Annotated in this window: 12 protein-coding genes; 11 read left to right on the top strand and 1 reads right to left on the bottom strand. The window is 63.6% G+C overall.

From position 1 onward, the window contains the following. Window positions 1-17: 17 nt before the first annotated feature. From ABEA12_RS03490 to whiA, 8 genes are all read left to right on the top strand, one after another. The gene (locus tag ABEA12_RS03490) at window positions 18-401 is read left to right on the top strand and encodes a GntR family transcriptional regulator (protein WP_210101035.1); all 384 of its coding nucleotides are present in this window, start codon (window positions 18-20) and stop codon (window positions 399-401) included. Between the two features lie 62 nt (window positions 402-463). Further along, window positions 464-3,346, top strand: coding sequence for an excinuclease ABC subunit UvrA (uvrA, locus tag ABEA12_RS03485; RefSeq protein ID WP_210101034.1), 2,883 nt, complete (start codon window positions 464-466; stop codon window positions 3,344-3,346). Between the two features lie 79 nt (window positions 3,347-3,425). After that, the gene (locus tag ABEA12_RS03480) at window positions 3,426-4,145 is read left to right on the top strand and encodes an HAD hydrolase-like protein (protein ID WP_210101033.1); all 720 of its coding nucleotides are present in this window, start codon (window positions 3,426-3,428) and stop codon (window positions 4,143-4,145) included. Next, window positions 4,146-4,814, top strand: a complete 669-nt coding sequence (locus ABEA12_RS03475) for a lysophospholipid acyltransferase family protein (RefSeq protein ID WP_210101032.1) — start codon at window positions 4,146-4,148, stop codon at window positions 4,812-4,814. A gap of 15 nt (window positions 4,815-4,829) precedes the next feature. Next, entirely contained in the window at window positions 4,830-6,791 is a 1,962-nt protein-coding gene (uvrC, locus tag ABEA12_RS03470; protein WP_210101031.1) for an excinuclease ABC subunit UvrC, read from the top strand. Between the two features lie 36 nt (window positions 6,792-6,827). Beyond that, window positions 6,828-7,721, top strand: coding sequence for an RNase adapter RapZ (gene rapZ, locus ABEA12_RS03465; RefSeq protein ID WP_210101030.1), 894 nt, complete (start codon window positions 6,828-6,830; stop codon window positions 7,719-7,721). A 6-nt stretch (window positions 7,722-7,727) separates the two neighbouring features. After that, on the top strand, window positions 7,728-8,768 hold the full coding sequence (locus tag ABEA12_RS03460) for a gluconeogenesis factor YvcK family protein (protein WP_210101029.1): 1,041 nt from the start codon (window positions 7,728-7,730) through the stop codon (window positions 8,766-8,768). Window positions 8,769-8,778: 10 nt separating this feature from the next. Beyond that, a complete protein-coding gene (whiA, locus tag ABEA12_RS03455; protein WP_210101028.1) occupies window positions 8,779-9,759 on the top strand; it encodes a DNA-binding protein WhiA in 981 nt (326 codons plus the stop codon). Between the two features lie 127 nt (window positions 9,760-9,886). Here whiA and ABEA12_RS03450 read toward each other — a convergent pair whose 3' ends face one another. After that, entirely contained in the window at window positions 9,887-10,273 is a 387-nt protein-coding gene (locus ABEA12_RS03450; protein ID WP_345466417.1) for an AI-2E family transporter, read from the bottom strand. A gap of 678 nt (window positions 10,274-10,951) precedes the next feature. Between ABEA12_RS03450 and soxR the strand changes: the two genes are divergently transcribed. The 3 genes from soxR to ABEA12_RS03435 all read left to right on the top strand — a co-directional run. Then, window positions 10,952-11,410, top strand: a complete 459-nt coding sequence (soxR, locus tag ABEA12_RS03445; protein ID WP_210101003.1) for a redox-sensitive transcriptional activator SoxR — start codon at window positions 10,952-10,954, stop codon at window positions 11,408-11,410. A 98-nt stretch (window positions 11,411-11,508) separates the two neighbouring features. After that, a complete protein-coding gene (locus tag ABEA12_RS03440) occupies window positions 11,509-12,027 on the top strand; it encodes a flavin reductase family protein (RefSeq protein WP_210101002.1) in 519 nt (172 codons plus the stop codon). A gap of 58 nt (window positions 12,028-12,085) precedes the next feature. Then, window positions 12,086-12,424: superoxide dismutase (locus ABEA12_RS03435; protein WP_425571724.1), on the top strand; the 339-nt coding region annotated here is incomplete at its 3' end.

Here is a 12,424-nt window from a genome sequence, read left to right as displayed (position 1 = left end):
ACGAAAGGATGGCACATATGGACAGTAATCCACTGGCATTTATCGAGCTCGACAACGCCGACAAAACAGCTCCCTACCAACAGGTTCGGCAGCAGATCCTTGTCGCGATTTCCAAGGGACGCCTAAAAGCCGGAACCAAGCTGCCATCTGTTCGGGCGCTCGCCGAACAGCTCGGGCTGGCGGTGAACACCGCAGCCAAGGTCTACAAGGAGCTTGAAGCCACGGGAGTTGTCGTGACCCGTGGTCGACACGGGACGATAATCCAAGCAACCGAGGATGAGGGCGCCATCGCCGTGGCGGATGCCGCCTCGGAACTTGCGGTCGTTGCGACACGGTGGGGAATCTCCGAAAAAGCGGCTCTGGGCTACGTTCGGGCGGCGTTCACCTCGCAGGTCGGATAGAGCAGCGTCTTCTTGCTCACAACTACGCGCAATTCGAACCAGTTTTCGATTAGCATGTTCTGGTGGCTACTTCCCGCTCCCCAGAAACCTCCCGTCCGCACGACTTGACACGCTTGGTGGTCAAGGGCGCACGCGAGCACAACCTACGCAACGTCGACCTGGATCTTCCACGCGACGCCATGATCGTGTTCACCGGCCTTTCCGGCTCCGGGAAATCATCATTGGCCTTCGACACCATCTTCGCAGAGGGGCAGCGACGCTACGTCGAATCCCTCTCCGCATACGCCCGCCAATTCCTGGGGCAGGTCGACAAACCGGACATCGACTTCATCGAAGGGCTTTCCCCCGCGGTGTCGATCGACCAAAAGTCGACGTCCAAGAACCCCCGTTCCACCGTCGGCACCATCACCGAGATCTACGACTACATGCGGCTGCTTTGGGCGCGCGTGGGCCGACCGTACTGCCCGGTCTGCGGCGAAGCCGTGACGAAGCAAACCCCTCAGCAGATCGTTGACCAGCTGCTCGAGCTCGAACCCAAGACACGCTTCCAGGTCCTGGCGCCGGTGGTGCGTGGCCGCAAGGGTGAATTCGTCGACCTGTTCAAGGAGCTGGGCTCCAAGGGTTACTCGCGTGCAAGGGTCGATGGCGAGACCATCCAACTCAGTGATCCGCCAAAGCTCGGCAAGCAGTACAAGCACACCATCGAAGTTGTCGTTGACCGGTTGGCCATCAATGACTCGGTGCGGCAGCGGCTGACGGATTCCATCGAAACCGCGCTCAACCTTGCCGAAGGCCGAGTCCTGATCGACTTCGTGGACCTCGACCCGGAAGACGCCGGTCGGGTGCGGACATTCTCGGAGAACCTTGCCTGCCCGAACGAACACCCGTTGGCGATCGATGAAATCGAACCGCGGTCGTTCTCCTTCAACAACCCATTTGGCGCATGCCCCGCCTGCAGCGGCATCGGAACGCGCCTCGAAGTCGATGAAGACCTGATCATCCCCGACATCGAAATGCCCTTGGGCCAGGGTGCCATCGCGCCGTGGTCATTGGGCGTGGCGACCTCCGAGTACTGGAACCGCTTGCTCGGTGGACTGGGCGCCGAGCTCGGCTTCACCCTGGAAACCCCGTGGAACAAGTTGCCGGCCGTCGCCCGCGAGGCCATCCTGCACGGCAAGGACCACAAGGTCGTTGTGCAGTACAAGAACCGCTTCGGGCGGGAACGCAAGTACTCCACCGGTTTCGAAGGCGTGGTTCAGTACATCCACCGCAAGCACCTGGAAACAGAATCCGACCATGCCCGCGACAGGTACGAAGAGTACATGCGACAGATCCCGTGCCCGGAATGCAACGGAGCGCGCCTGAATTCCGCATCCCTGTCGGTGCTGATCAACGGCAAGTCCATTGCCGAGGTCTCGGCCATGCCAATGCGCGAATGCTCGGTATTCCTGAACGGCCTCGTCCTGACCGGGCGAGAGGCACAGATCGCCGACCAGGTGCTCAAGGAAATCCAGGCGCGCCTGCGCTTCCTGCTTGACGTCGGCCTCGAGTACCTGAACCTGGAACGGGCAGCAGGAACCCTTTCGGGAGGCGAAGCCCAGCGCATCAGGCTTGCGACCCAGATCGGCTCCGGACTCGTCGGGGTGCTCTATGTCTTGGATGAGCCATCCATCGGCCTGCACCAGCGCGACAACCGCCGGCTCATCGAGACACTGACACGGCTGCGCTCACTGGGCAACACGCTGATCGTCGTTGAACACGACGAAGACACCATCGCCGAGGCGGACTGGATCGTCGACATCGGTCCCGGTGCCGGCGAGCATGGTGGCGAAATCGTGCACTCCGGATCCTTGGAGGGCCTCAAGGCAAACACCCGTTCCATCACCGGCGACTACCTCTCCGGACGGCGCAAGATCGAGATTCCGGCCAAGCGCCGCAAGATCGACAAGAAGCGACAGGTCACCGTCGTTGGCGCCCGCGAGAACAACCTGATCGACGTCACCGCGCGCTTCCCGCTTGGCGTGCTGACGGCGATCACCGGGGTCTCCGGCTCGGGCAAGTCGACCTTGGTCAACGACGTGCTCTACAAGGTGCTGGCCAACCGGCTCAACGGTGCCAAGCAGGTACCGGGCCGGCACACCAGGGTCGAGGGTCTTGAGCACCTGGACAAGGTCATCCACGTCGACCAGTCGCCCATCGGACGCACCCCGAGGTCGAACCCGGCCACCTACACCGGGGTCTTCGATCACATCCGCAAGCTCTTCGCCGAGACCAACGAGGCCAAGGTGCGCGGCTACCTGCCCGGGCGGTTCTCCTTCAACGTCAAGGGCGGACGCTGCGAGGCATGCTCCGGTGACGGCACGCTGAAGATCGAGATGAACTTCCTGCCCGACGTGTATGTCCCCTGTGAGGTCTGCCACGGTGCGCGCTATAACCGCGAGACCCTGGAAGTCCATTACAAGGGCAAATCCATTTCCGATGTCCTGCACATGCCGATCGAGGAAGGGGCGGAGTTCTTCGCGGCCTTCACCCCGATCGCCCGCCACCTGCGCACGCTCGTGGACGTTGGCTTAGGCTACGTTCGCCTCGGACAGGCTTCGACCACGCTTTCGGGCGGCGAGGCGCAGCGCGTCAAGCTCGCTGCGGAACTGCAGAAGCGTTCCAACGGCCGTTCGGTATACGTCCTTGACGAGCCCACCACCGGCTTGCACTTCGAGGACATCCGCAAGTTGCTGATCGTCCTGCAGGGATTGGTGGACAAGGGAAACACCGTGATCACCATCGAGCACAACCTCGACGTAATCAAGTCCGCGGACTGGGTCATCGACATGGGGCCCGAGGGCGGAAGCGGCGGCGGTTACATCATCGCCACGGGCACACCGGAACAGGTTGCCAAGAACGAAGTCAGCTATACCGGCCAGTTCCTCGCCCCGCTGCTCAGCTAGCCGTCAAAGCCGTCCATGTATGCCTGCCACGGCATGCATGGACGGCACAAGCCCCACTTCATGCGAGAATACGACAGTGATGATTGCTCCCTCCGCCGTGCTCCTTGACCTCGATGGAACCCTCGTGGATCCTGCCTGGGCTATCACCTCCGGTATCCGCCATGCGCTGGGGAAGGCACGGATACCCGATCCGGGTGAAGAAAAACTGCTTTCCCTCATCGGTCCCCCGTTGACCATTGGCCTGGCCACAATCGACGGGGTGAACGAGGAAAACATCGACGGGCTGATCGCCACCTACCGCGCGCAATACGCGCGCAGCGGCATGGCGCAGTCCCGCCCCTACCCAGGCGTCGTCGAGATCCTGGCCGCATTGCGGGCCGCCGGTCTCACGGTCCTGGTCGCCACCGCCAAGCCGAAACGGATCGCCGACAGGCTGCTCGAGGTCCAAGGCCTTGCCGGCTTGCTGGACGGGGTCTTCGGAAACGACGACGAGGGGGATGGGCGTTCCTCCTCCAAGGCCCACATCCTTGCGGCGGCAATCCGGGAACACAACCTGGATCCGGCCCGATGCGTGATGGTGGGAGACCGCCGCTACGACATCGAGGCCGCCCACGAGAACAAAGTGACATCCATCGGTGTCGGCTGGGGGTTCGCGGACGAGGGCGAGCTCGAAGCCGCCGGTGCTGGCGCGCACGCGACCGACGTGCCCGAACTGGCAGGAATGCTGTTGGGTGTCGGAGCGGTGGAAGCCCTGCGGGAATCCATGCAAGGCGCCACCACGACGGGAGCCAACGCCTAGATGAGCCTGTACACCATGACCCGCTCGTCGATCCGCGGGATGCTCAAGACGATGTGCCGCCCCACCGTCACCGGGCTGGAGAACGTTCCCCTGACCGGACCGGTCATCATCGCCTCCAACCACCTCTCCTTCCTTGATTCGATCATCATCCAGGCGCTGACCCCGCGCGACGTCGCGTTTTTTGCCAAGGCCGAGTACTTCACCACCCCGGGCATCAAGGGCAAGGCGATGAAGGCCTTCTTCGAGTCCGTCGGCTCGATCCCCGTCCAGCGCGGTGAACAGGCGGCCTCGGTGGCTGCATTGGAATCGCTGGTGGACATCCTGGAGACCGGTGGCGGCATCGGCATCTATCCCGAGGGCACCCGTTCCCGCGACGGCAAGCTCTACCGCGGGCGCACCGGCGTGGGTTGGCTGGCACTGAGCACCGGCGCACCGGTGGTCCCCGTCGGCTTGACCGGCACGGAACAGCTGCAGCCGGCAGGAACCAATACCGTCAGGCCGCACCGTTTCACCCTTGCTTTCGGCAAGCCGCTACAGTTTGAGCACCTAGGCCGCAAGCACCCGCTCCCGCAGCGCCGCGCCGCCACCGATGCGATCGTCGAAGCCATCGCGGAGCTTACGGGCCAGGAACGCGTCAACGCGTACAACCAGACACCCATCAGCGACTGATACGGAGCAGCAGAAGTGGCAGACCCCAGAAGCTACCGCCCCGCGACCGGGGACATCCCGATAAATCCCGGGGTCTATCGCTTCCGCGACGAGGTCGGCCGGGTCATCTATGTCGGCAAGGCCAAGGTGCTGCGTTCGAGGCTCAACTCCTACTTCGCCAACCCCGCCGGGCTGAACGCGAAGACGCATACCATGGTGCACACTGCAACCTCCGTGGAATGGACGGTCGTGGGCTCGGAGATGGAGGCCCTGCAGCTTGAGTACACCTGGATCAAGGAGTACCACCCGCGGTTCAACATCGTCTTCCGCGACGACAAGTCCTACCCGTACCTTGCGGTGACCATGGGGGAGAAGTACCCGCGGGCCCAAGTGATGCGCGGGGACAAGCGCAAGGACACCAAGTACTTCGGCCCGTTCTACCCGGCCAAGGCGATCCGCGAGACCCTGGATACCTTGTTGCGTGTCTTCCCGGTGCGCAGCTGTTCGATGGGTGTGTTCAAGCGCGCCGAGTCCTCCGGCCGGCCCTGCTTGCTGGGCTACATCGACAAGTGCGCCGCCCCCTGCGTGGGACGCATCACCGAGGATGACCACAAGAAGCTCGCTGCCGACCTGTGCCAGTTCATGGGCGGGGAGGGTACCAAGTTCATCAAGGAGCTCGAAGCCAAGATGGTCGAGGCCGTCGGGCGGCTCGAGTACGAGCAGGCGGCACGCTACCGCGACGACGTCGCAGCGCTGCGACGTGTCTTCGAGCGCAATGCCGTGGTGTTGGCAGAGAACACAGAGGCCGACATCTTCGCCGTGCACGAGGACGAGCTCGAGGCTTCCGTGCAGGTGTTCCACGTGCGCAACGGGCGCATCCGCGGCCAACGCGGCTGGGTCGTGGAAAAGGTCGAGGATGTCACGGCCCCCGAATTCATTGAGCACCTGCTCACCCAGGTCTACGGCGAGGCCGCAGGGGACGACAGGATCCCGCGCGAGGTATTGGTCCCGGTGCTTCCCGAGAATGTCGAGGAGGTCGGGCGCTGGTTGCATGAGCGCCGCGGATCCGCCGTCTCCCTTCGCGTGCCGCAGCGAGGGGACAAGGCGACGCTTGCAGAAACCGTGCGCGAAAACGCCGAGCAGTCCCTGCGCCTGCACAAATCCCGGCGTTCCGGGGACCTGACCACCCGCTCGGCCTCGCTGCAGGAGTTGCAGGATGCGTTGGGCCTGCCGGTACCGTTGCTGCGCATCGAATGCTACGACGTCTCCCACGTCCAAGGAACCAACGTGGTGGCTTCGATGGTCGTTGTCGAGGACGGGCTGCCCAAGAAATCCGACTACCGCAAGTTCTCCATCACGGGGGAAGCGGCGCGCGATGACACGGCCTCCATGTACGACGTGATCTCCCGGCGCTTCAAGAACTACCTGGAAGAGATGGCGGACACCGCTCCGGTGATCAGCGGTGAGATCGACATCGCCGACGCCGCCGAGAAGCTGCCGGCGCGCAGGTTCGCCTACCCGCCCTCGTTGGTCATCGTCGACGGAGGTCCGCCCCAGGTCTCCGCGGCCACCCGAGCACTTACTGATTTGGGGATCGACGACATTTACGTCGTGGGGTTGGCCAAGCGTCTTGAGGAGCTGTGGCTGCCGGACGACGAATTCCCGGTCATCCTGCCGCGGGCCTCGAACGCCTTGTACCTGGTCCAGCGCATCCGCGACGAGGCGCACCGCTTTGCCATCACCTTCCACCGCAAGAAGCGCTCGGTCTCCATGACCACCTCGCTGCTGGACACCATTGACGGACTGGGACCGACCAAGCGCGAGGCGATGCGCAAGCACTTTGGTTCGATGAAGAAGATGCGTGCAGCAACCATCGAGGAGCTCATGGCAGTGCCGGGCATCGGGCCGGTGCTTGCCGCCACGGTGTTCGACGCGCTGGCCGCATCCACCCCCGGTGCGCCGGCAGTGAACATGACCACCGGTGAAGTCCTGGACTGACGCGACCGGGCCCGCCGGGCGACTAGGCTAGGGGGTATGACCACCGAGCTTGCCCCAGTGAAACCACCCCAGTCCGAACTACTAGTGATTACCGGCATGTCGGGTGCCGGCCGCACGACAGCGGCCCACGCGTTGGAAGACCACGGATGGTATGTCGTGGAGAACCTGCCACCGACCCTGCTGGGTATGCTCACCGAGATCGTCGCGCACTCCGGGGGTTCGATCCCGAAGCTTGCCGTGGTGATGGACGTGCGCTCCAAGTCGCTCTTCCCGCAGTTGCGCGAGAACCTGCAGGCGCTCACCGGCGCCGGGATCGCCTACCGCGTGCTCTTCCTGGAAGCCGCTGACGATCTTTTGGTCCGCCGCTTCGAACAGGGCCGTCGCCCGCACCCGCTGCAGGAAGATGAGCGGATCGTCGACGGCATCAACCGCGAACGCGATGTCCTGCGCGAACTCAAGGAAGCCGCCGAGATCGTGGTGGACACCACCGAGATGTCGGTGCACGACTTGAACCGCACCATCACCGAGCTCTTCTCCGAATCCGGGCCCATCGTGCTGCGGCTGAACGTGATGAGCTTCGGCTTCAAGTACGGGGTGCCCACCGACGCCAACTACGTCGCCGACGTCCGCTTCATCCCCAACCCGCACTGGGTCCCGGAGCTGCGCCCGCACACCGGCAAGGACCCACAGGTTTCCGAGTACGTGCTGAATGCCACCGGTGCGGCAGAATTCATCGAACGCTACATCTCCGCCCTGGAGCCGGTCTTCGAGGGTTACCGCCGCGAAAACAAGCACTACGCCACCATTGCCATCGGCTGCACCGGCGGAAAGCACCGCTCGGTGGCTACCGCCGAGGAAATCGGGCGCCGGCTCTCCCAGCTGCCCAGCGTGCGAGTCAACGTCACGCACCGCGACCTGGGACGCGAGTAGTCCGCGATGGCTTTTTTCACCGGGCCGATCCCCATCCAACCCCCGGCACGAGCCGGGGATGACAGCTCGTCGACGCGCGTCGTTGCCTTGGGCGGCGGCCACGGTCTCTCAGCCTCGCTTTCGGCGCTGCGCCGCCTCACCACCGACCTGACAGCCATCGTCACGGTGGCCGACGACGGCGGATCCTCCGGACGCCTGCGCGCGGAACTCGACGTGCTGCCTCCCGGGGATTTGCGCATGGCGCTTGCCGCATTGTGCGACGACACCGACTGGGGCCGGACCTGGCGCGATGTCATGCAGCACCGCTTCACCTCCAAGCCGGGATCGGCCGCCGCACTCGACCAGCACGCGGTGGGCAACCTGCTCATCGTCGCGCTGTGGGAACTGCTCGATGATCCGGTCGCGGGCCTGCGATGGGCCGGCGCGTTGCTTGGCGCCCGCGGCCAGGTGCTTCCCATGAGCACCACGCCGCTGACCATCACCGGGGACGTCTTGCTCGAAGATGCAGGGACCGGACTGGTCCGGCGGCGCATCAGCGGGCAATCGAACCTCGCCGAGGCCGGGGAGAGCGCCCTGGTTTCCAACGTCCGCCTGGAACCCACCGATGCAGCGGCCTGCACCGAGGCCCTTGACGCCATAGAACTGGCCGACTGGATCGTGCTGGGCCCCGGGTCGTGGTACACCTCGGTGCTGCCGCACCTGTTGCTGCCCGAGATGCGCGAGGGCCTGCAGCAAACCCCGGCACGCCGGCTGCTGACCATGAACCTGTCCACCGACACCGCCGAGACCGGCGGCATGGATGCGGCGGCACACCTGGAAGTTATTTCCCGCTACGCCCCGGACCTGCGGCTGGATGCCGTACTAGCTGATCCGACGACGATTTCGGACCATGAGGCGTTCACCCATGCGGCGGCCCGACTAGGCGCCCGCACGTTTTTCGGTAAAGTAGGGGTTGGCGCCGGCCGAGCGATCCACGATCCCTTGAGGTTGGCTGCCGCCTACCATGATGTTTTCACCACGTTCAGTACAGACGAGCCCAGCAGTTAGGAAACAATCCATGGCACTGACGGCTTCCGTCAAGGACGAACTGTCCCGGCTTGAAATCCGCAGGTCCTCGGAACGCAAGGCCGAGGTATCGACCATGCTGCGTTTTTGCGGCGGCTTGCACATCGTCTCCGGACGCATCGTCATCGAGGCTGAGGTCGACCTTGCCTCCACCGCCCGCCGGCTGCGCGCCGCCATCGCCGATGTCTACGGGCACACCTCCGAGATCGTCGTGGTCTCCGGAGGCGGACTGCGCCGCGGCAACCGCTACGTGGTCCGTGTGGTCCGCGAGGGCGAAGCCCTGGCACGCCAGACCGGTTTGCTCGACGGGCGCGGGCGCCCGGTGCGCGGGCTTCCCTCGGTCATCGTCAACGGCTCCACCGCCGACGCCGAGGCCGTGTGGCGCGGGGCTTTCCTTTCGCACGGTTCGTTGACCGAGCCCGGACGCTCCTCGGCACTGGAAATCACCTGCCCCGGGCCCGAGTCGGCGCTCGCGCTGGTCGGTGCTGCCCGCCGTCTGGGCCTGGTGGCCAAGGCGCGCGAGGTCCGCGGCGTTGACCGCGTGGTGATCCGCGACGGCGAGGCCATCGCGCAGCTGCTCACCCGCATGGGAGCCCATGACGCATTGATGGTCTGGGAAGAACGCCGGATGCGCAAGGAAGTCCGTGCCACTGCCAACAGGCTGGCCAACTTCGACGACGCCAACCTGCGCCGCTCCGCCCAGGCAGCGGTCGCCGCCGGTGCCAGGGTCGAACGTGCCCTGGAGATCCTCGGCGAGGAAGTCCCCGAGCACCTCAAGTACGCCGGTGCGCTGCGCGTGGCCCACAAGCAGGCCAGCCTCGATGAGCTCGGGCGCATGGCCGAGCCGCCGATGACCAAGGACGCCATAGCCGGCCGGATCCGCAGGCTGCTGGCGATGGCCGATAAAAGGGCATCCGAACTGGGAATACCTGGCACCGAAGCCAGCGTTCCCCTGGATATGCTCGAGCACTGAGCACCACAGGTTTTCCGCCTGGCGCGGAGATGCAGTAATCACTAAGAACGCATCCAGCTGTCACCGGATGCCCAAGAGAATGAGGAGTCGTTTTGGCTATTTATACCTTGCCTGAGCTGCAGTACGATTATGCGNTCTCGGTGACAGCACCCCCCGGATCATGAAAGAACAGGGGGAGTGAATCATGCCGAGACCGACAGGCCAGCAACCCCAATTCTTCCTCAATGAGTCCGTTTAAGGGGCTAGTTAAAAGGTAACGGGGGGAGTGGAACAGCGAGACAATCATGACGATGCCCATGCTGATCACCGAACCCACCAATGGGATCGTCGTGATGGGCGGCGCCAGGACCGTGAGCACCGCTACCAACTGCACTTGAAGCACTGTGAGCAGGATGAAGGTGGGTGTCGCATTCATCGCGGCCAGTATCGCCATGCCGCTGAGATGGATGCCCACGGAAGCGGTGATTTCCTTCGCCGATTTCGCGTACCTTTCCCCGCTTCGACGCGGTGACAAATTTGTTGGACCCGTTCTTGACCCGTTCCGGGCTGACGACAAAGTACAGCGTCAAGATGGAAACGAAGAGCACGCCGAAAATACCGTTGGCCACAGCGAATCCTGCCTTCAGCGTATCGTTGCCCACAAACAGCCACAGCGTGCTCCAGCCATTGGATGCCCCGAAGCAGCGCCCCGCCCAAGGGGTCGTCGAGATCCATGAACCAGCCCTGGGTTTCCACACCTTGGAGCCTGACGGGCAGCGACACCAGCAGTCGGCTGGCTTCGTTGACCAGCAAGGGTATGGTGAGGCTGAGGAGAAGTACGGCAAAAGCACAATGACTGCGGCAACGCAAGGCTCGTCGGACCCGCCCCATGCCGAGCCTTTCGAGTCTTCGGACCACGCCACGGGGGTCGAGTCCCAGTGCCACGAAGAAGGCGACGAAGACCAAGGTGCGCGCATACCCCAGCGACAGGACGGCGGCACCCAACGCCAGGGCGGTCAAGACTCCCAGGGTGACAATGAACCACGACCTCACAGTGGATTTCATGGCGCGGGGGCTCCTTCTGTGCCGGTTGCGGGTGCATCTCGTGGCAGCCGGTTCGCGGTCATAGATCGTGCTGACCGTAGGCTTGAGATGATCATCCCGTCTTGGGGCCATTGGCGCGCACCTCTGGCAAAGGGGGCATGATGGAAACATGGATACTGGTGACGCCGCTTCGCAGGACCTCAGCGTGGGGCAGGTGGCGACCCGGTCGGGCGTCGCTGTCTCGGCATTGCACTATTACGAGCGCGAGGGGCTGATCTCCTCCTGGCGCACCACCGGCAACCAGCGGAGGTTCGACCGCAGTGTGCTGAGGCGTGTGGCGGTGATTCGGGCTGCACAGCGGGCAGGAATCCCGCTGAACTCGATCGCCGAACTCTTTGCCGGGCTGCCCGCAGACGAAACGCCGCGCAAGGAGGAATGGCAGGCGGTCTCGGCATTATGGCGCGATGACTTGCAGGAACGGATCCACCAGCTGCAATCGTTGCGTGATGGTCTGGGCGGGTGCATTGGATGCGGTTGCCTGTCGTTGGCCGAATGCGGATTCGTGAACCCCAACGACCAGTTGGCCGATGGCAAGGGCGGGGCCAGGCTGCTGCGGGAAGAGGCGTAACTTGACCTCAACCTAGGTTGAGGTTCTAGCCTTGGGGTCAAGAGGCAACTCGTGCAGCACCTCTGAGCGCCACCTGATGAGAGGAACCGTCACCCGCCGTGCAAACCCAAATTCCGGCTTCTGCCATTGCGGAGCAATTTCGCCTCGCCTTTGGCAACCATCCTGCCGGCGTAGCCGTTGTGACAGCGAGCGGATCCCGTGGGCCGGTCGGCATCACCGCTTCATCGCTCATCTCGGTTTCAGCGGATCCCGCCTACCTGGCTTTCAACATCGCGAGGCGTTCGGGCGCTGCCCAAGCGATCCTGGAATCGGAATCCATCCTTGTGCATCTGCTCACAGCAAGCAACGCCGACGTGGCTGCGCTGTTTGCCGGACCCACCGAGGAACGATTTGCGAAGCTCGCGGGCTGGGAAGAGATCCCCACGGGGGAACCACTAATCCACGGTGTCGGGGTGGCCATGCGCTGCTCCATCGAATCACGGGTCCCAGCCGGGTCCGCGACAGTTGTTGTTGCCTCTGTGCTCGATGTCATTGGCGGGGAATCCGTAGCCGCGCCGCTGGTCTACCACCGGCGCGGATACCACAGTATTGGTGAGCACTCACGCCTCATCGCATGATCGGGCCCGGGAACATCGCGAACTCGGAAACTAACACAACTAGAATTGAGGAGTCGTTTTGGCTATTTATACCTTGCCTGAGCTGCAGTACGATTATGCCGCGTTGGAGCCGAACATTTCGGCGAGGATCATGGAGTTGCACCACTCCAAGCACCATGCGACGTATGTTGCCGGTGCGAACACGGCTTTGGAGCAGTTGGCCGAGGCTCGTGAGAAGGGTGAGTTCGGGAACGTTTCGAAGTTGTCCAAGGATCTGGCGTTCCACTTGGGTGGCCACACGAATCACTCGATTTTCTGGAACAATCTTTCTCCTGAGGGTGGCGACAAGCCCGAGGGTGAGTTGGCTGCGGCGATTGATGATGCTTTCGGGTCTTTTGACGCGTTCCGGGGTCATTTC

Origin of the sequence: Paeniglutamicibacter antarcticus, assembly GCF_039544305.1 — a bacterium.
Taxonomy (GTDB): domain Bacteria; phylum Actinomycetota; class Actinomycetes; order Actinomycetales; family Micrococcaceae; genus Paeniglutamicibacter; species Paeniglutamicibacter antarcticus_C.
Note: the sequence above shows the minus strand (reverse complement) of the source record. Positions and strands in the feature narration are given on the sequence as shown.